General features: G+C 59.5%; 19 protein-coding genes and 1 pseudogene. 13 read left to right on the top strand and 7 right to left on the bottom strand.

Annotation, left to right across the window (positions count from 1 at the left end):
• Positions 1–221 (bottom strand): hypothetical protein (locus JJD66_RS28205; RefSeq protein WP_234452347.1); only part of this gene is annotated, 221 nt, incomplete at its 3' end.
• 180 nt (positions 222–401) lie between these two features.
• Here JJD66_RS28205 and JJD66_RS26560 point away from each other — a divergent pair.
• Complete coding sequence (locus JJD66_RS26560; RefSeq protein ID WP_054922167.1) at positions 402–1,775, top strand: MFS transporter; 1,374 nt, start codon at positions 402–404, stop codon at positions 1,773–1,775.
• Positions 1,776–1,835: 60 nt separating this feature from the next.
• Here the strand turns inward: JJD66_RS26560 and JJD66_RS26555 are convergent, their stop codons facing one another.
• The 4 genes from JJD66_RS26555 to flgA all read right to left on the bottom strand — a co-directional run bounded on the left by JJD66_RS26555 (position 1,836) and on the right by flgA (position 4,430).
• Positions 1,836–2,585, bottom strand: coding sequence for a flagellar brake protein (locus tag JJD66_RS26555; protein WP_054922165.1), 750 nt, complete (start codon positions 2,583–2,585; stop codon positions 1,836–1,838).
• A 96-nt stretch (positions 2,586–2,681) separates the two neighbouring features.
• Complete coding sequence (locus JJD66_RS26550) at positions 2,682–3,152, bottom strand: flagella synthesis protein FlgN (protein ID WP_034128459.1); 471 nt, start codon at positions 3,150–3,152, stop codon at positions 2,682–2,684.
• Between the two features lie 48 nt (positions 3,153–3,200).
• On the bottom strand, positions 3,201–3,524 hold the full coding sequence (gene flgM, locus JJD66_RS26545; RefSeq protein WP_034128458.1) for a flagellar biosynthesis anti-sigma factor FlgM: 324 nt from the start codon (positions 3,522–3,524) through the stop codon (positions 3,201–3,203).
• Between the two features lie 141 nt (positions 3,525–3,665).
• A complete protein-coding gene (gene flgA / locus JJD66_RS26540) occupies positions 3,666–4,430 on the bottom strand; it encodes a flagellar basal body P-ring formation chaperone FlgA (protein WP_105227972.1) in 765 nt (254 codons plus the stop codon).
• Between the two features lie 74 nt (positions 4,431–4,504).
• Between flgA and JJD66_RS26535 the strand changes: the two genes are divergently transcribed.
• The 6 genes from JJD66_RS26535 to flgE all read left to right on the top strand — a co-directional run bounded on the left by JJD66_RS26535 (position 4,505) and on the right by flgE (position 9,560).
• Positions 4,505–5,437, top strand: a complete 933-nt coding sequence (locus JJD66_RS26535; protein ID WP_198716426.1) for a chemotaxis protein CheV — start codon at positions 4,505–4,507, stop codon at positions 5,435–5,437.
• A 42-nt stretch (positions 5,438–5,479) separates the two neighbouring features.
• On the top strand, positions 5,480–6,307 hold the full coding sequence (gene cheR / locus JJD66_RS26530) for a protein-glutamate O-methyltransferase CheR (protein WP_014719581.1): 828 nt from the start codon (positions 5,480–5,482) through the stop codon (positions 6,305–6,307).
• A gap of 315 nt (positions 6,308–6,622) precedes the next feature.
• Positions 6,623–7,030 (top strand): flagellar basal body rod protein FlgB, encoded by a 408-nt coding sequence (flgB, locus tag JJD66_RS26525; RefSeq protein WP_034120825.1) that lies wholly within the window; start codon positions 6,623–6,625, stop codon positions 7,028–7,030.
• Positions 7,031–7,033: 3 nt separating this feature from the next.
• Positions 7,034–7,477 (top strand): flagellar basal body rod protein FlgC, encoded by a 444-nt coding sequence (gene flgC / locus JJD66_RS26520; RefSeq protein WP_032895649.1) that lies wholly within the window; start codon positions 7,034–7,036, stop codon positions 7,475–7,477.
• Between the two features lie 16 nt (positions 7,478–7,493).
• Positions 7,494–8,213 carry a flagellar hook assembly protein FlgD gene (gene flgD / locus JJD66_RS26515; RefSeq protein WP_034128455.1) on the top strand — a complete coding sequence of 240 codons (720 nt, stop codon included), beginning with the start codon at positions 7,494–7,496 and terminating at the stop codon, positions 8,211–8,213.
• Positions 8,214–8,243: 30 nt separating this feature from the next.
• Positions 8,244–9,560, top strand: a complete 1,317-nt coding sequence (gene flgE, locus JJD66_RS26510) for a flagellar hook protein FlgE (RefSeq protein ID WP_054922158.1) — start codon at positions 8,244–8,246, stop codon at positions 9,558–9,560.
• A 257-nt stretch (positions 9,561–9,817) separates the two neighbouring features.
• Here the strand turns inward: flgE and JJD66_RS26505 are convergent, their stop codons facing one another.
• Positions 9,818–12,712 carry a ribonucleoside-diphosphate reductase subunit alpha gene (locus JJD66_RS26505; protein WP_032879843.1) on the bottom strand — a complete coding sequence of 965 codons (2,895 nt, stop codon included), beginning with the start codon at positions 12,710–12,712 and terminating at the stop codon, positions 9,818–9,820.
• A gap of 685 nt (positions 12,713–13,397) precedes the next feature.
• On the opposite strand from JJD66_RS26505, the pseudogene JJD66_RS28570 reads away from it, so the two are divergent.
• From JJD66_RS28570 to JJD66_RS26495, 3 genes and pseudogenes are all read left to right on the top strand, one after another.
• Positions 13,398–13,508: pseudogene (locus JJD66_RS28570) on the top strand (outer membrane lipoprotein carrier protein LolA); the annotation flags it as partial.
• 17 nt (positions 13,509–13,525) lie between these two features.
• A complete protein-coding gene (locus JJD66_RS26500; protein WP_198716424.1) occupies positions 13,526–14,251 on the top strand; it encodes a response regulator in 726 nt (241 codons plus the stop codon).
• The gene (locus JJD66_RS26495) at positions 14,248–15,858 is read left to right on the top strand and encodes an ATP-binding protein (RefSeq protein WP_200649397.1); all 1,611 of its coding nucleotides are present in this window, start codon (positions 14,248–14,250) and stop codon (positions 15,856–15,858) included. Before JJD66_RS26500 ends, JJD66_RS26495 begins: the two co-directional genes overlap by 4 nt.
• 79 nt (positions 15,859–15,937) lie before the next feature.
• Here the strand turns inward: JJD66_RS26495 and JJD66_RS26490 are convergent, their stop codons facing one another.
• Entirely contained in the window at positions 15,938–16,657 is a 720-nt protein-coding gene (locus JJD66_RS26490; protein ID WP_105227956.1) for a 4'-phosphopantetheinyl transferase family protein, read from the bottom strand.
• Between the two features lie 138 nt (positions 16,658–16,795).
• Here JJD66_RS26490 and JJD66_RS26485 point away from each other — a divergent pair, with 138 nt between their 5' ends.
• The 3 genes from JJD66_RS26485 to JJD66_RS26475 are packed head-to-tail and all read left to right on the top strand — an operon-like array spanning position 16,796 to position 19,143.
• Positions 16,796–17,104 (top strand): hypothetical protein, encoded by a 309-nt coding sequence (locus tag JJD66_RS26485; protein ID WP_198716422.1) that lies wholly within the window; start codon positions 16,796–16,798, stop codon positions 17,102–17,104.
• An 18-nt stretch (positions 17,105–17,122) separates the two neighbouring features.
• Positions 17,123–17,800 (top strand): response regulator, encoded by a 678-nt coding sequence (locus tag JJD66_RS26480; RefSeq protein WP_003193559.1) that lies wholly within the window; start codon positions 17,123–17,125, stop codon positions 17,798–17,800.
• Entirely contained in the window at positions 17,797–19,143 is a 1,347-nt protein-coding gene (locus JJD66_RS26475; protein WP_019817208.1) for an ATP-binding protein, read from the top strand. The genes JJD66_RS26480 and JJD66_RS26475 overlap by 4 nt, the downstream gene beginning before the upstream one ends.
• Positions 19,144–19,347 lie beyond the last annotated feature (204 nt).

Genomic DNA, 19,347 nt, shown 5'->3' with positions numbered 1-19,347 from the left:
CAGTGAAACGATGCATCGCCGATGGTAGTGTGGGGTTTCCCCATGTGAGAGTAGGTCATCGTCAAGATTAAATTCCAAAACCCCAATTGCGAAAGCAGTTGGGGTTTTGTTTTGGGCGCTCGAAAAGCACGCCAACTTCCAAAGCCTGCACAGCGCTCCATTGAAACCTTTTGTACAGATACCCGAATACCAGTCGAACCTTGCGTGTTATCAAGGTTCACAGGTGGTGCGCCGTGTATTTATCTCCACGGTTATGTACCTCACAGACACCCGCGTAGCGTCTGAGCTGTGAAACAAAATAATCGCCGGGAACAGGCCCTGCTGCCTGTCCGGATTCAACCGCCCCGGACTATCATGCTGATAGCCCTACCCCTCACCGCAAGGAGCCGCTCGGAACGCCGATGCGCCAGATCTGGAAATCTTTTCGAGCCCTTTATTTCGCCTCTTTGATGATGCTGATCGGCTCCGGCCTACTTAGTACTTATCTGGCTTTGCGTCTGGCAGCAGACAATGTCGACAGCCTGTGGGTCGGTGCGCTGATGGCCGCCAACTATTTTGGCTTGGTGCTGGGCGGTAAGCTCGGACACCGACTCATCGCCCGGGTCGGGCATATTCGCGCCTACGCCACCTGCGCGGGCATCGTCGGTGCAGCGGTGCTGGGGCACGGTTTGATTGATTGGCTGCCAGCCTGGATCGTGCTGCGGATGATCGTGGGCCTGGGGATGATGTGCCAGTACATGGTCATCGAGAGTTGGCTCAACGAGCAGGCGGATGCCAAGCAGCGCGGTGTAGTGTTCAGCGGCTACATGATTGCGTCCTACCTTGGGTTGGTGCTGGGCCAGCTGATCCTGGTCATGCACCCCCATCTTGGGCTTGAGCTGTTGATGCTCGTGGCGTTGTGCTTTGCCCTGTGCCTGGTCCCGGTGGCAATGACTCGACGCATTCACCCGGCCCCACTGCACCCGGCCCCGATGGAGCCGCGCTTCTTTATCAAGCGCGTGCCGCAGTCGCTCAGCACCGTGTTGGGCGCTGGGTTGATCGTCGGTTCGTTCTACGGCTTGGCACCGCTGTACGCCTCTCAGCAGGGCCTGACGACCGAGCAAGTCGGCCTGTTCATGGGTAGCTGCATTTTTGCTGGATTGGTCGTGCAGTGGCCACTGGGCTGGTTGTCAGACCGCTATGACCGCGCGCTGCTGATTCGCTGCTTCGCCTTGTGTCTGGCGGTGACGGCCTTGCCGTTGGCAATCATGACGCAGGTTCCGCTGGAAGTGTTGTTCGTGGCGGGCTTCTTCTGTTCGCTGGTGCAGTTCTGCCTTTACCCTTTGGCAGTGGCCTTTTCCAACGACCATGTGGAAGGCGATCGTCGGGTATCGCTGACGGCCATGTTGCTGGTGACCTACGGGATCGGCGCCAGCGTGGGGCCGCTGTTGGCCGGTGTGGTAATGAAGCTATTCGGCAGCCAGATGCTCTATGCGTTTTTCAGCCTGTGTGCATTGATCCTGGTGTGGCGCATTCGCCCCAAGGCGGTGACCAACCTGCATCAGGTCGATGACGCGCCGCTGCATCACGTGGCGATGCCCGACAGCATGTCCAGTTCGCCTTTGGTGGCTGCCCTTGACCCGCGGGTGGATGAGCAGGTGGTACAGGATCAGATGCAAGTCACTGTGCCCGATCCAGAGCCTGCCCCTGAAACCGATGAGCCGACGAGCGAAGAGCCGCACGAGCCACCAGACCCGGACGAACATCCCCATGACTTAAGCAGGGCACGCCCCTGAACGAAAAAACGGGCAGATCCCATCAGGATCTGCCCGTTTTTTTATCTCAGCGTCTAACGCTTAGAGATCGTCGTCTTTATCGAAGCGCCGAGCTTCACGCTGTAATTGGTAGACAAAGCGTTCCACTTGTCGCTGCACCAAGCCACTCATGTTATGAAAGCGCACGCCGGCAAAGGTGGTGTTGATCTTGTCTTCGAAGTGCAGATAGCGCAGTTCCACAGAGGTGGTCATGCTGCCGAAGGGCAGGGCAGCGATAAAGCGATCATAGACCTGGCCTAACTGCAGACGCTCGGAGATGTCGCCTTCAAAGCGCAATTTGCAGCCGGTTGCCGAGATGTCCAACAGCTTACCGCTGACAGGCACCTTGAGCTTCTCGCCACCTAACTGAATATCCACCAATTGCGCGAGTTTCAGTGCGGCGCGGAAGGCATTGCGTCTTTGGTGGTAAACCACTTCGCCGGGCAGGCTGCCGCTGTAGATGCGGTGGCCGCCTTTCTCGCTGATGGTCAAGGTGCCGTTGCTTTCCCAGGCAACCCGCACGCCCTCATGGAAACCTTCGATACGGAAGGCTTCGCCATTCTCAAGATAGCGTTCACCGTCGCGGGGAATCATTTCGTCCAGTACCAGCGTCTTGCTGTCCCGGTCGATGTCCACCAGGTAGCTCTGGAAGCGCTGGCTACGTTCGTGGAAAGTGATGATCAGCGGGTCATGGCTTTCTTGCAGCATCCGCAACGTGCTGGCGATTTCCAGAGGCGTGGTGAGCACCTTGGGTGGCTGCGGTGCATCTTCCGCATTAAGGGCGTTGAACACGGTTCTTCCATCTCCAGGCAAAATACGACTACACGCAAGAACCGGCATTTTGCCAGTATGTAGCGCGCCTTGGATAGGTCGCGCTGTAAACCGGCGTCAGGCCTGGCTGCGGGTGCTTGGTTTGATCAGGCGTGAGGTGGAGCCTTGGGCGTTATACAGGGCCGGAGGCTCTCCGCCGTGCAGTATGCGCAACTGATTGGCGGTGGTGGCTTGCTGAAGCTGGATCGACTGGCCGTTGAGCAGGTTGGCTTCCTGGCACTGGGCGAGCAAATGATTGAGTTCTTTGCTTTGTGCCAGCAGTTGATCGCCGACTGAGGAGTGGCTGGCCAGTTGTGCCAGGCCATCATGATCGGCGGGCAGGCCCAGGCTGATCAGAATCTCGCTGCGTTTCTTGCCGTGCTGTTCGAGCAAGACAATCAGCGACTGTTTGCGCGCCAGGATTTCTTCCAGCAAGGGCATATCCCGGCCGTACAAGGCCAGTGATTCTTCCTTGAGCAGCTCGAGCAATTGTTGCGTCGGCGCCAGATCATCAATGATCAGTTGGAGCAAATGTTCGTCGTGGTGCATGGCTGGCCTTGGGTTTTAAGCGTCCAAAAGCCCTGCGCAGGCTTTTGCCTAGCGCTCGGCTTCGAAGTTGAGCAGCTTGCTGGCTACACGGTTGCTGTCGACTTTATAGCTGCCATCGGCGATAGCCTGTTTCAACTCGGCCACGCGGGCTTTATTGACGACGGGTTGATCGCGCAGCGAGTCAGTGACCTTCTGCAACTGTTGAGCCTCATTGCTCAGGTGTACCGATTCCCCACTCTGGCTGGCGGCGGCCTGTTCTGCTTTGGCAGGCAAGGGCTGCGGCTTGGCCTCTACGCTGTCCTTGGTACCGCCGGTGCGCGTATTGCCGGGCAAAGCCGGGGCGTTATTCAAACGACTGAAATCAATGACCATGTTGAAAAACCTCTGGGTATTTGGACGCTTGCCATGTTTTCGGCCATACCCGGGCAAACTTTAGGCTCGATTGACAATAAACCTGTTCGGCTCAATATCCAGCACACAGTGTAGGAAAAGCTGGCATTTGATTCCAGTCATCTATAGCGCCACCTCGACCTGGCCTGGTGCCGTGACCCGCGCCTTGATCACGCGATTGGAGTTGAGGTTCTTGACGCGGATCTGTTCGCTCATGCCGCCATTTGACAGCGCCTCGCCCGGCATCCTGACGTTCAGGCCGCCGCTGCTGGCGGAAATTACCACCTGGTCACCCTTGCGAATCACCTCGGCCTGTTCCAGATGAACCAGCGTGAGGACTTGGTCGGTGACCACTGGCCGCGTGAGTTTCTGCCCGACGGCCTGGTCCAGCGACGTCAGGTAGCCCTGGTTGATCAAGCTGATATCCCGCTCGCGCAACGCCACGTCGTCGTAGCCGATGATGCCCGTGCGCTTCAACGGGCGCGCCACTACCACCACATCGCGATACAGCTTGACCTGAGCCGGTACGAAAACCGTCCAGGGCGAGGCGCCCTCACAGCGTACCTTTACGGTCACACGGCCGATGGGCTGGGCGGGGCTTTCCAGAGTGGCTGTCAATTCCTTGTCGCACAGTGGCATGCGCAAGCGAGGGTCCAACTGGTTGACCTGAATTTCATAACGCCCCGGCGTCTGGGTAGTCGCCAGATAATCTTCTACAGTGAACTCAAGAAAGCCTTGGGTGACGCCGATAAGTAGATCAGGCAGGGTGACGTTGTCGGCACGGGCCGTGACGCCCAGGCCCGAGACAAGCAGTGCCATCGCGGCGCAGAGCAGTCTACGGTAGCGTGAGCGGCCAGGGTGTCGGGAAACTGTCGTTTTAATATCCATACTCAGTAAATAGCAAAGCTCGTGCCGTTTAGTGTTGGGTACGCGTCGTACCCCTAGGATTTAGGAGTCTGGGCATGGCAGGTGTAATGGATTCAGTAAACCAGCGCACACAGCTGGTAGGGCAGAATCGCCTGGAGTTGTTGCTTTTCCGCCTGGATGGCAAACAGTTGTATGGCATCAACGTGTTTAAAGTGCGTGAAGTGCTGCAATGTCCCAAGTTGACGATCATGCCCAAGTCCAGTCCGGTGGTGTGCGGCGTGGCCAACATCCGTGGTGCGACCATTCCGATTCTTGACCTGGCCATGGCCACGGGGGCCGCGGGTTTGCAAGACCGCCAGAACCCCTTCGTGATCATCACCGAATACAACACCAAGACCCAGGGTTTCCTGGTGCGCTCGGTGGAGCGCATCGTCAATATGAACTGGGAAGAGATCCATCCGCCGCCCAAGGGCACGGGGCGCGATCACTACCTGACGGCGGTGACGCGGGTCGATAACCAGTTGGTGGAAATCATCGACGTGGAGAAGATCCTCGCCGAAGTGGCCCCCACGTCGGAAACCATTTCCGTCGGGGTGGTGGATGCCGAAACGGCACACAAGGCGGTTTCGCTGCGGGTGTTGACCGTGGACGACTCTTCTGTGGCGCGCAAGCAGGTCACGCGTTGCCTGCAAACGGTCGGGGTTGAGGTGGTAGCCCTCAATGATGGCCGCCAGGCCTTGGATTACCTGCGCAAGCTGGCAGACGAAGGCAAGAAGCCTGAAGAAGAATTCTTGATGATGATCTCTGACATCGAGATGCCTGAAATGGATGGCTACACGCTCACGGCCGAAATACGTAATGATCCACGCATGCAAAAATTGCATATCATCCTGCATACTTCGTTGTCGGGGGTATTCAATCAGGCAATGGTCAAGAAGGTCGGTGCGGATGACTTTCTGGCCAAGTTCCGTCCTGATGACCTCGCATCCCGGGTAGTCGACCGGATCAAGGCAGCAGATCACGGCTAGGGGATTTCCCCCGGCGGTCACACGATTTAAGAGGCGGCATCATTGTCTACGGGTAATTTGGATTTCGAACAGTTCCGGGTCTTCCTGGAAAAAGCCTGTGGCATATTGCTCGGTGAAAACAAGCAGTACCTGGTATCCAGCCGTCTCAACAAGCTGATGGAACAGCAGGGCATCAAGTCCCTGGGTGAGTTGGTCCAGCGTATCCAGGGGCAGCCGCGCAGTGGGCTCAAGGAAATGGTGGTCGATGCCATGACCACCAACGAAACCTTGTGGTTTCGCGATACCTATCCCTTTGAAGTGCTCAAGAACAAAGTCTTGCCGGAAGCCATCAAGGCCAGCCCGGGCCAGCGCCTGCGCATCTGGTCGGCGGCCTGTTCCTCGGGGCAGGAACCGTACTCGATCTCGATGTCCATCGACGAGTTCGAGCGGACCAACATGGGCCAGTTGAAAGCCGGCGCGCAAATTGTGGCCACGGACTTGTCCGGCACTATGCTCACCAACTGCAAGACCGGTGAGTACGACAGCCTGGCGTTGGGCCGAGGCTTGTCCCAGGAGCGCCTTCAACGTTACTTCGATCCCAAAGGGGCGGGGCGTTGGGCGATCAAGGCGCCGATCAAGAATCGCGTCGAATTCCGCTCGTTCAACCTGCTCGACAGCTACGCCAGCCTGGGCAAGTTCGACATGGTGTTCTGCCGCAATGTGCTGATCTATTTCTCCGCTGAAGTGAAGAAAGACATCCTGCTGCGTATCCATGGCACGCTCAAGCGCGGGGGTTATCTGTTCCTCGGTGCTTCCGAGGCGCTCAATGGGCTGCCGGATCACTTCCAGATGGTGCAATGCAGCCCGGGGATCATCTACCAGGCCAAGTAGCCTGGGTGTATGCAATAAAACTGTGGGAGCCGGGCTTGCCCGCGATAGCGTTTTGTCAGTCGACGAATAGGTCGGCAGGCACTCCGCCATCGCAGGCAAGCCAGCTCCCACATTTGTTTTCTCGGCAAGCTGGCGTAAAGCGGCAACTGCCCATTGCCGCTTTACTGGCACTACGCGGAAATCGCTTGCCGCTTTTCTGGCATAGTCGCCGGCAACTCCCTTCGAAACCCTTTATATACGGGGCTTTCGCAAGTTTGGCATACACCTTGCTATAACCCTGCTAACGAACAGCAGGTCAGCCTAAAGGTTTCCGCCATGAGCATCAGCTTCGATAAAGCGCTCGGTATCCACGAACAAGCCCTGGGCTTCCGCGCCCAGCGTGCCGAAGTCCTGGCCAACAACATCGCCAACGCCGACACCCCGAACTACAAAGCTCGGGACCTGGACTTCTCCGCCGTGCTCGCCGCACAACAGGACAAGACCAAGAACGGCACCTTCGCCTTGAACATGACCAATAGCCGTCATATCGAAGCGCAAGGCCTGGGCAATGGTGACGAGTCGCTGCTGTATCGCACGCCGATGCAGCCGTCGATCGACCAGAACACCGTTGACGCCCAGTTGGAGCAATCGAACTACGCCGAAAACTCGGTGAACTTCCAGGCCAGCTTCACCCTGCTCAACAGCAAATTCAAAGGGCTGATGTCAGCCCTGCGCGGAGAGTAAGCCATGTCCCTGTCCAGTGTTTTCAATATTGCCGGCAGTGGCATGAGCGCGCAGACCACGCGTTTGAACACCGTTGCCAGTAACATCGCCAACGCCGAGACCGTCTCCTCGAGCATTGACCAGACCTATCGCGCCCGCCATCCGGTATTCGCCACCATGTTCCAGGGTGGCCAGGCAGGCGGCAGCGAGTCGCTGTTCCAGAATCAGGACGCAGCTGGCTCCGGCGTGCAGGTGTTGGGCGTGGTCGAAGACCAGAGCAACCTGGAGGCCCGTTATGAGCCCAACCATCCTGCCGCGAACGAAAAGGGCTACGTCTACTACCCCAACGTCAACGTGGTCGAGGAAATGGCTGACATGATTTCCGCCAGCCGCTCCTTCCAGACCAACGCGGAAATGATGAACACCGCCAAAACCATGATGCAGAAGGTCCTGACCCTGGGTCAGTGATAAGGGGCACCAAATAATGGCCATCGTTGATACGTCAAACAACACGGCTGTCCAGGACCTGTTCAACTCCAAGGTCAAGGACGCGTCGAACAATGTCTCGAATGTTTCCAAAGCTGCCACGGGTAACCAGGCGCTGGGCAAGGACGCATTCCTGCAGTTGCTGGTGACCCAGCTGAAAAACCAGAACCCGCTGTCGCCCCAGGACAACGGCGCGTTCGTGGCCCAGCTTGCCCAGTTCAGCAGCCTGGAAGGCATCAACACCCTGAACGACTCGGTGAACAACATCTCCAGCAACTTCAGCTCTTCTCAAGCGCTGCAGGCTTCGTCGCTGGTGGGGCGGTCGATCATTATCCAGACCGACAAAGCCATGGTGGATACCAGCAAGAGCATGAACGGTTCAGTGGCGGTGCCATCGGCGGTGGGCAACGTGTCCGTCAAGATCACCGACAAGGACGGCAACGTCGTGCGCACCGTGGATATGGGCGCGCAGAGTGCCGGCAGCCAGAGCTTTATCTGGGACGGCAAGAACGACAAGGGTGAGGTCGCCCCAGCCGGCACCTACACCTTCAATGCCTCCACCAAGAACGACAAAGGTGACGCGGTGGCCCTGACCACCTCGCTACCAGCCACGGTCACCAGCGTGACCCTGAGCAAGACCGGCGGCGAAATGCTGCTCAACCTTGCAGGCGGCATGGGCAGCGTCAAGCTGTCGCAAATTCAGACTATCGGTACATAGAGCCGGCTAAATACGGCAGAGGAGAGAAACATGTCTTTTAACATCGGCCTTAGCGGCCTCTATGCGGCCAACAAACAACTGGACGTGACCGGCAACAACATCGCCAACGTCGCGACCACTGGCTTCAAGTCATCCCGTGCGGAATTCGCGGATATCTATGCGGCCTCCAAGCTGGGCACCGGCCAGAACAGCATCGGCAACGGTGTGAACCTGGCGGCGGTGTCCCAGCAGTTCACCCAGGGCGACGTCAACGGGAGTGGCGGCATCCTCGACATGGCGATCCAGGGTGGTGGCTTCTTCGTGCAGAAGGGCAGCGACGGTTCGCTGGAATACACCCGTAGCGGTGCTTTCCGTGCGGACAAAGACGGCTATATCACCAACAATACCGGCACCTCGCGCCTGCAAGGCTATGCCGCGGACGAGAATGGCAAAATCACCAAAGGCGGCCTGGTTGACCTGCAGCTGAACCTGGCGAACCTGCCGCCGAAGGCGTCTACCAAGGTGGACTCTTCCAGCAACCTGAACTCCTCGTCGCCGGTGATCGATCAGTCCAAGAACCCGTTTGATCCAACCAAGTCCGAAAGCTTCACCACGCAATACAGCACCACCTTGTACGACTCCCAGGGCAATGCGCACCCAATGGTGCAGTACCTGGTCAAAACCGATGCCAACCAGTGGCAGGCCTACACCTTGATCGATGGCCGCAATCCTGATGGTTCGGCTCCTACCGGTACCGGTGCTGACGTGAAGGCGCCTGTGCCGTCGACGTTGAGCTTCGATGGTGCTGGCAACCTCAAGAGCATCGTGACCGGCGGTGTTGCCGGTAACACCTTGACCATCAAGGATTGGGTACCTGGCACGGTGACCGATGGCGTATGGAAAGCTAACGATGCGACGGCTAACAAGGACGGCATCGCCATCAACATGGGCACTGTCACCCAGTACAACTCGGCCAGCTACCGTAACCCGCCGGTCACAGATGGTTACGCCACCGGCCAGATCACCGGCCTGAAGATCGATGGCAGCGGCGTGCTCTTCGCCACCTTCAGTAACCAGCAGAGCAAGGCCATCGGCCAGATTTCCCTGGCCAGCTTCAACAACGAGCAGGGCCTGCAGCCCGCCGGTGGTACGACCTGGAAAGAGACCTTCGCGTCGGGCCAGCCGGGCTACGACGCACCGGAATCTGGCACTCTGGGGTCGATCAAGGCCAGCTCCCTGGAGAACTCCAACGTCAACTTGACCAACGAGCTGGTGGACCTGATCAAGGCCCAGAGCAACTACCAGGCGAACGCCAAGACCATCTCCACCCAAAGCACCATCATGCAGACCATCATTCAGATGACCTGATAGGTTAGCGCTTTAAAATGTGGGAGGGGGCTTGCCCCCGATAGCGGTGTATCAGCCAAGTATCCATTGACTGACACCCTATCGGGAGCAAGCCCCCTCCCACATTTGCATCTGCTTCACGCTGTCCATCCAGGTATTGACCGAACAGCAATACAGCAACAAGGGCTTTATGCCCGCCCAAGAAAAAGCCCCCGATACACCCTAGGTGTATCGGGGGCTTTTCTGCCTCGGGTGGTTAAACCCAGGGCAGGTTCAGCTTATTGGCAAGCTTCGCAATCCGGCTCGTCAATCGCGCAGGCCTTTGGCACAGGTGCCGGGCCGGCGGGTGCCGCGAGTACCGAGTCATCACCGTGGTTGCCGCTGGACACTGCGTTCAGCTTGCCGGTGTTGATGGTCGACTTCTCGGTGCTGGTGGCGGCCAGGGCACGGAGGTAGTAAGTGGTTTTCAGGCCACGGTACCACGCCATGCGGTAGGTCACGTCCAGCTTCTTGCCCGAAGCGCCGGCGATGTACAGGTTCAGGGACTGGGCCTGGTCGATCCACTTCTGACGACGGCTGGCGGCGTCAACGATCCACTTGGTGTCCACTTCGAAGGCGGTCGCGTAGAGCTCTTTGAGTTCTTGCGGGATGCGCTCGATCTGCTGCACGGAACCGTCGTAGTACTTCAGGTCGTTGATCATGACCGAGTCCCACAGGCCACGAGCTTTCAGGTCGCGAACCAGGTACGGGTTGATCACTGTGAATTCGCCCGACAGGTTCGATTTCACATACAGGTTCTGGTAGGTCGGTTCGATCGACTGCGACACGCCAGTGATGTTGGCGATGGTGGCGGTCGGTGCGATGGCCATGATGTTGGAGTTACGAATACCTTTCTGCACACGGGCACGTACCGGTGCCCAGTCCAGGGTTTCGTTCAGGTCGACGTCGATGTACTTCTGGCCACGGGCTTCGATCAGGATCTGTTGCGAATCCAGCGGCAGGATGCCCTTGGACCACAGCGAACCCTGGAACGTCTCGTAGGCACCGCGCTCGTCGGCCAGGTCGCAGGAGGCCTGGATCGCGTAGTAGCTGACCGCTTCCATGGACTTGTCGGCGAACTCGACCGCTGCATCGGAACCGTAAGGGATGTGCTGCAGGTACAGCGCGTCCTGGAAGCCCATGATCCCCAGGCCAACCGGACGGTGCTTGAAGTTGGAGTTCTGCGCCTGTGGCACCGAGTAGTAGTTGATGTCGATGACGTTATCGAGCATGCGTACGGCGGTGTTGACGGTGCGCTCCAGCTTGGCGGTGTCCAGCTTGCCGTTGACGATGTGGTTCGGCAGGTTGATCGAGCCCAGGTTGCAAACGGCGATCTCGTCCTTGTTGGTGTTCAAGGTAATCTCGGTGCACAGGTTCGAGCTGTGGACCACGCCCACATGCTGCTGAGGGCTGCGCAGGTTGCATGGGTCCTTGAAGGTCAACCATGGGTGGCCGGTTTCGAACAACATGGACAGCATTTTGCGCCACAGGTCTTTGGCCTGGATGGTCTTGAACAGCTTGACCTTGCCTGGGTACTCGGTGAGGGCTTCGTAGTACTCGTAGCGCTCTTCGAAGGCCTTGCCGGTCAGGTCGTGCAGGTCCGGCACTTCGGATGGCGAGAACAGGGTCCACTTGCCGTCATCGAAGACGCGCTTCATGAACAGGTCAGGGATCCAGTTGGCGGTGTTCATGTCGTGGGTACGACGACGGTCATCACCGGTGTTCTTGCGCAGCTCGATGAACTCTTCAATGTCCATGTGCCAGGTTTCCAGGTAGGCACATACAGCGCCTTTGCGCTTGCCACCCTGGTTCACGGCAACGGCGGTGTCGTTTACCACTTTCAGGAACGGTACGACGCCCTGGGACTTGCCGTTGGTGCCCTTGATGTACGAACCCAGTGCACGCACCGGTGTCCAGTCGTTGCCCAGGCCGCCGGCGAATTTGGACAGCATGGCGTTGTCGTGGATCGCGTGGTAGATGCCCGACAGGTCATCCGGCACGGTGGTCAGGTAGCAGCTCGACAGCTGTGGACGCAGGGTGCCGGCGTTGAACAGGGTCGGGGTCGACGACATGTAGTCGAAGGACGACAGCAGGTTGTAGAACTCGATCGCGCGGTCTTCTTTGTTCTTCTCTTCGATCGCCAGGCCCATGGCCACGCGCATGAAGAACACTTGCGGCAGTTCGAAGCGGATGCCGTCCTTGTGGATGAAGTAACGGTCGTACAGGGTTTGCAGGCCCAGGTAGGTGAACTGCTGGTCACGCTCGTGGTTGATGGCCTTGCCGAGTTTTTCCAGGTCGAAGGTGGCCAGAATCGGGTTCAGCAATTCGAATTCGATACCTTTGGCGATGTAGGCCGGCAGGGCCTTGGCGTACAGGTCGGCCATCTCGTGGTGAGTGGCGCTGTCGGCGACTTTCAGGAAGCCCAGGCCTTCGGCACGCAGGGTGTCCATCAGCAGGCGGGCGGTCACGAACGAGTAGTTCGGCTCACGCTCGACCAGGGTACGGGCGGTCATCACCAGGGCGGTGTTGACGTCGGTCAGGGCCACGCCGTCGTACAGGTTCTTCAGGGTTTCGCGCTGGATCAGGTCACCGTCGACTTCTTCCAGGCCTTCGCAGGCCTCGGTGATGATGGTGTTCAGGCGGCCCAGATCCAGCGGTGCGAAGCTGCCGTCGGCCAGGGTGATGCGGATCGACGGGTGCGCTTGCACGGCGGCTTCTTCGGCCGGGGAACGTACGGCACGCTCCTTGGCTCGCGAGTCACGGTAGATCACGTAGTCGCGGGCCACTTTCTGCTCGCCGGCACGCATCAGGGCCAGTTCGACCTGGTCCTGGATTTCTTCGATGTGGATAGTGCCGCCCGATGGCATGCGACGCTTGAAGGTCGCGGTGACCTGTTCGGTCAGGCGTGCAACGGTGTCGTGGATGCGCGACGAAGCGGCAGCGGTGCCGCCTTCAACTGCAAGAAACGCTTTGGTGATGGCGACGGTGATTTTGTCATCGGTATAAGGAACGACAGTGCCGTTACGCTTGATCACGCGCAGTTGGCCAGGTGCAGTGGCGGACAGATCCAGGTTCGAATCAGCGGCCTGCGGCACGGAGCCCTGCGGGTTCTCGCGAGTTGTGTCGGTTTGCATGAGGGGGTGTCTCCACATTCTATATTTATTTGGGCACCATCACGGTGCCCACCGTTCCGTCCTGAAGCACTTACAGCAGGCCTGGGCCTGGCATAACAACTTCGGGACAGGAGGAAGGGAGCTCATCGCGCCGCTTCCATGCCGAAGTCTTTGGTTCGGGGCCGGGGAGCCCTTCGCCGTATTCCTGGTGGGTGACAGTGGCCCCATTCAAGCCCTGCAACACCCGTACCGTTTTCTGCCAATCGGGCTGGAAAACGGTTGCCATCCGCGTGCGCGGTTTGGGCTTTCAAAAAATGCTTTGGTTCAACCAAACGCGAGCAAGAAAGCGCTTGAGTTTCTTGTCTGATATGTGTTTGGTCTTTTCGCTGAAAACCCTACATGTAGGGTTTTTTTAGCGCCGAGGTACAAGATAATGCGTTTTTGGGGGCTTAGCAACGCACTACCTGTGGATAACGCTGTGGGTAAAATGTGTATGAATCATGGAACACCCGTGTAGGCCGCATTACTACTGGATTACACCGTTTGTCACCGAATATTCCCGGGTAGAAACTGCCGGCGGGAATTTTGAGGGCGCGAACCCTACCACAAAAAATCGCCATGACCGAATGGATTTCCCGGCTTGTGTTCAAGGGCCGGTGCATGGCTACAATCGGCCTTGATCAGGGCAATAGCATGCTTGCTCCACATGACAACTGTAGGAGCGAGCTTGCTCGCGAAAATCGTCAACGATAATGCAGCAAACCTGGATAAATGCGGTGCCCTTGCGTCCTTCGCGAGCAAGCTCGCTCCTACAATAGAGAACCGAGGTAGCGCATGGAGCAAGAAACCTGGCAGATACTGATCGTCGAGGACGACGAGCGACTCGCCGAGTTGACCCGTGAGTACCTGGAAAGCAATGGCCTGCGTGTGTCGGTGGAAGGCGATGGTGCCAAGGCCGCGGCGCGCATCATCGCCGAGCAGCCGGACCTGGTGATCCTCGACCTGATGCTGCCCGGCGAAGACGGCCTGAGCATCTGCCGTAAAGTGCGCGAGCGCTATGACGGCGTGATCCTGATGCTCACCGCGCGCACCGACGACATGGACCAGGTGTTGGGCCTCGACATGGGCGCCGACGACTACGTGTGCAAACCCGTGCGCCCGCGTTTGTTGCTGGCGCGTATCCAGGCGCTGCTACGCCGCAGCGAGCCGGTTTTGCCGCCCGCAATGGAAAATCAACGCCGCCTGCAGTTTGGCCCACTGGTGGTGGACAATGCCTTGCGCGAAGCCTGGTTGCATGAGGGCAGCATCGAACTGACCAGCGCTGAATTCGACTTGCTGTGGCTGCTGGTCGCGAACGCCGGGCGCATCCTGTCCCGCGAAGAAATCTTCATAGCGCTGCGCGGTATCGGTTATGACGGCCAGGATCGCTCCATTGACGTGCGTATCTCGCGCATTCGGCCAAAGATCGGCGACGATCCGCTCCACCCACGCCTGATCAAGACCATCCGCAGCAAAGGCTACCTGTTCGTCCCCGAAGCCGCTGCCGATATGCCGCTGTGAACTCGATCTTCCTGCGCATCTACGGCGGCATGTGCGCGGCGCTGATCCTGGTGGCGCTGCTCGGCGCCCTGGCACTGCACCTGCTTAATGACGTGCGCAGCGGCCAGTACCGTGAGCGCCTGGCCCACGGCACCTTTGCGTTGATGGGCGATAACCTGCAACCCATGAGCACCATTGAACGGCAGCGCGCCTTGGCGGTGTGGGAGCGCTTGCTGGGCATCCCGCTGGAGCTGCGCACGTACACCGATGCGCAATTGGACCTGGGCCAGCGCAACCGCCTGCAACGCGGCCAGGTCCTGGTTGAGCAGACCGGGCCTCATGCGGCGCGGGTGCTGCGGTTGGTCAGCGAGCAAGAGCAATTGGTGCTCACCGGCGAAGTGCAGCAGATCAGCGAGCAATTGGCCCGTGCGACTATTTACCTGCTGGCCGACGAACTGGTGCGTTTCCCGGTGGCCGAACAGCCCCAGCGCCTGGCCGACATCAAACACGCCAAGGGTTTTGGTTTTGAAATGCACCTGATGGCCCTTGACCAGGCCGACATGGACGACGACCAGCGGCGTCGCGTGGCGGAGGGCGATACGGTGATGGCGCTGGGCAAGGGCGGCGATTCGATTCGCGTGTTTGCCGGCATGGTCGGCACCCCGTGGGTACTGGAGATCGGCCCGCTGTACCAGATGAATCCGTACCCGGCGCAATGGCTGATCCTGATCACCTTGATCGGCCTGACTTTGATCGGCTTGATCGTCTATTTGCTGGTGCGTCAACTTGAGCGCCGGCTCAAAGGCCTTGAGGCGGCGGCTACGCGTATCGCCAAGGGCAACCTGGAAGTGCGCGTACCCGCTCGCGGTGCAGACTCGGTAGGGCGGCTGGCGGCAGCTTTCAATGGTATGGCCGAGCACCTGCAGCAATTGCTGGCGATTCAGCGTGAGCTGGTGCGGGCGGTCTCCCACGAATTGCGCACACCCGTCGCGCGCCTGCGTTTTGGCCTGGAGATGATCGGTGACGCCGCCACGCCCGAGGCGCGGCGCAAATACCTGGAAGGCATGGATGGCGATATCCAGGACCTCGATGGCCTGGTGGACGAGATGCTCACTTATGCGCGCTTGGAACAGGGGGCGCCGGAGCTGAATTTCCAGCGCGTAGACCTTGATGCATTGCTCGATCAGGTGATTGGCGAATTATCGCCATTGCGCCCGCAGGTCACCGTCACCCGGGGTATTTGCCTGTCCTCGGCACATTGGGATGACGCTTGGGTCGACGCTGAACCGCGCTACTTGCACCGTGCCCTGCAAAATCTGGTGAGTAACGCCATGCGCCACGCCAGAGGCCAGGTGTTGATCAGTTATCAGGTGGGGCAGGTGCGCTGTCGCATCGATGTGGAAGACGACGGTCCTGGTGTGCCGGAAAGCGCCTGGGAGCGCATCTTCACGCCGTTCCTGCGCTTGGATGACAGCCGTACCCGCGCTTCTGGCGGGCATGGCCTGGGCTTGTCGATCGTGCGGCGGATTATCTATTGGCACGGCGGGCGGGCGCTGATCAGCAAGAGCAATAACCTGGGTGGGGCGTGTTTCAGCCTGAGCTGGCCCAGGGATCAGCATAAACCCTGAAACCGCTATCGCAGGCAAGCCAGCTCCCACAGGTGAATGCGTTCCCAATGTGGGAGCCGGGCTTGCCCGCGATGGCGGTCTACCAGGCGCTGATAGCCACCAGGCTCAACAACTGCTCCCCTTGCACCACAAACTGCCCTTCCAGCTCTTTGCCATGCTTCCATTCTTGCGAAAGATCGGTCAGCAACCGCAACCGCACCCCCCCAGCCGCTGACCACTCCAACACCTCGGCATGCTCGAAATAAAAGCGCTTGTGCACGATCGGATAGAGCGCCTTGAACAGGCTTTCCTTGACCGAAAACGTCAGCGTCACCAGCAAGGCGTGTTGCTCACGGGGTAGGGTGGCCATGCGCTGCAACTCATCGGCCGTCAGGATTTCCCCGGCCAGGCGTTCGGCCCTTTCCAGTGACAGCAGGTGCTCCAGGTCCATGCCCAGCCCGCGCCATTGTGCCTTGTGCCCGACAATCGCCGCAGCGTGCCCGGTGCTGTGGGTGATGGAACCACTGATATGCCCTGGCCAGACCGGGGCGCGGTCTTCGCCGATGGCCGGGATGCAGCGCAGATGATCGAGTCGTTGCAGCGCTTCGCGCGCGCACAGGCGGCCGGCGAGAAATTCCGCCTGGCGCTTGGCGACCGAGCGCTGGATGCTCGCAGGCGGTGGCACATCGCAGCGCTGGAAATCACCGGGGCTCAATAAAGCCGGGTCGAATCGCGTGCTCAAAAACACCGTGCCCGGCAAAGAAACCGGCAACGGCCAATGATCATCGAGTGGGGTGCAGCAAGCGGGTAGGGGCGTCATGCGCGGTATTTTGCCGAGTTGGCGCGCCAGTGGATAGCCCGGTGCGGTTCAGCTGCGGTTCAGAGCCTGTTCAGGGGGAGTTCAGGGGCGCCTGCGTAGTCTGGGCCCCACAGCCTAAATGCGTATGAGGTAACCACCATGACTGCGATCAAAAAGCTGATGTTGGCCTTGACCATGCTCGGCGCCACTGCCGGCGTGCAGGCGTCCGATGGCGCCTTTGCGGCCTTTGGCAGCGAGAAAACCAAGAAATCCAGCAACCTGATCCATCGTGTCAGCTTCGAAGACGCCGGCACCCAGGCCGCGCCGTGGGGCCAGGCCCTGGGCGCTAACGCCGCGCAACCCGACTATCGCAGCGGCTACGCGCACCTGACTGGCCACTACAATGGCATAAAACTGCGCCCCCAAGAGCTGCAGGGCCGCTATGATATCCCCCTGGCGGCTAGTTGAATTGCAGTGGAGAACCTTATGAAATTGCTGGTGGTGGAAGATGAGGCGCTGCTGCGTCATCACCTGTTTACCCGCCTGACCGACAGCGGGCACGTGGTCGAAGCCGTGGCCAATGCCGAAGAAGCCCTGTACCAGACCGGCCAGTTCAACCATGACCTGGCGATCATCGACCTTGGCCTGCCCGGTATGGGCGGCCTGGACCTGATTCGCCAGTTGCGCACCCAGACCAAGACTTTCCCGATCCTGATCCTCACCGCCCGCGGCAACTGGCAGGACAAGGTTGAAGGCTTGGCGGCCGGGGCCGACGACTACGTGGTCAAGCCGTTCCAGTTCGAAGAGCTGGAGGCACGCATGAACGCCTTGCTGCGCCGCTCCAGCGGTTTTACCCAGTCGACTATCGTTGCCGGGCCGCTGCTGCTGGACCTCAACCGCAAGCAAGCCTCCCTGGACGAGCAGCCCCTGGCGCTGACCGCCTATGAGTATCGGATCCTCGAATACTTGATGCGTCATCATCAACAAGTGGTCGCCAAGGACCGCTTGATGGAGCAACTGTACCCGGATGACGACGAGCGCGATCCAAACGTGATCGAAGTGCTGGTCGGCCGCCTGCGCCGCAAGCTGGAAGGCCCGGCAGGGTTCAAGCCGATCGACACCGTGCGTGGCCTGGGCTACCTGTTCAATGAGCGCTGCCGTTGATTCGTTCGCTACGTGTGCGCCTGATGCTGGCGGCCGCCACCCTGGCCGTGCTGTTTATGCTCGGCTTGTTGCCGGCCATGCAAGGCGCGTTCAGCCTGGCGCTGCAGGATTCCATCGAACAGCGCCTGGCGTCGGATGTGACCACCCTGATATCTGCGGCGCGGGTCGACAATAACCGCCTGCTGATGCCGGCGCAGTTGCCCGATGAGCGTTTCAACCTCACCGACAGTCGGCTGCTGGGCTATATCTACGACCGTGAAGGCCATCTGGTATGGCGCTCACGGGCGACCCAGGAAGAAAACATCAACTACAAACCGCGCTACGACGGGCGCGGCAACGAATTTGCGCGGATTCGCGAGGCCAATGGCCAGGAATTCTTTGTTTACGACGTCGAGGTCCGGCTGCTGGGAGGCAAGAGCGCGGCGTTCAGCATTGTCGCCCTGCAGCCAGTACGCGAATACCAACTGACTCTCGAAGGCCTGCGTGAGAACCTCTACCTCGGGTTCGGCGCGGCGTTGCTGGTGCTGTTGACGCTGTTGTGGCTGGGCCTGACCTGGGGCCTGCAAGCCCTGCGGCGCCTGAGCCATGAGCTCGACCAGATCGAAGGCGGCACCCGCGAAAGCCTCAGCGAAGAACACCCCCGTGAGCTGCTGCGCCTGACCGGCTCCCTGAACCGCTTGCTGCACAGCGAGCGCGAACAGCGTGCGCGCTACCGCGACTCCCTCGATGACTTGGCCCACAGCCTGAAAACGCCACTGGCGGTGTTGCAGGGCGTGAGCGAAGACATGGCCCAGCGCCCGGAAGAACGTAGCCAGGCGTGGGTGTTGCAATCGCAGATCGAACGCATGAGCCAGCAGATCGGTTACCAACTGCAGCGTGCCAGCCTGCGTAAAAGTGGCCTGGTGCGCCATCAGGTCCGCCTGGAACCGGTGGTGCAAAGCCTGTGCGATACCCTGGAAAAGGTTTACCGCGACAAGCGGGTCACCGTGACCTTCGATTTACCGCAGGCCTGCGAAGTGCCCATCGAGAAGGGCGCGTTGCTCGAAATGCTCGGCAACCTGCTGGAAAACGCCTACCGCCTGTGCCTCAAGCAAGTGCGTATCAGCCTGGTGGAAAACCTCGATGGCATTGAGCTGTGTATCGAAGACGACGGCCCCGGCGTACCACCGGACCAGCGTGCACGGATCCTGCAGCGCGGCGAACGGCTCGACCGCCAGCACCCGGGGCAGGGGATCGGGCTGGCGGTGGTCAAGGACATCATCGAAAGCTATCACGCGCGGTTGACGTTGGGGGATTCAGCGTTGGGTGGGGCGGCGTTCAGGATTCACTTTCCTGCCTTGTGATCTGCACTGGCCTCATCGCAGCATAGGTATCTACATAACTCTGTTAGCTCAACGGTAACCACGATGCGAAGCGAGCAGCTCTTGATCTGCTTTTGATCTTAGGCGCCCCGTTAAACCACGCTGGCCGGAATTCGACAGGGATTTGGGGGGTAAACCGGCAGGGATGCCGGTTTAGCCGCCCCGCGCCATGGATGGCGCGTGGCG

Source organism: Pseudomonas sp. MF6751, assembly GCF_016613265.1.
Taxonomy (GTDB): domain Bacteria; phylum Pseudomonadota; class Gammaproteobacteria; order Pseudomonadales; family Pseudomonadaceae; genus Aquipseudomonas; species Aquipseudomonas fluorescens_BV.
Note: the sequence above shows the minus strand (reverse complement) of the source record. Positions and strands in the feature narration are given on the sequence as shown.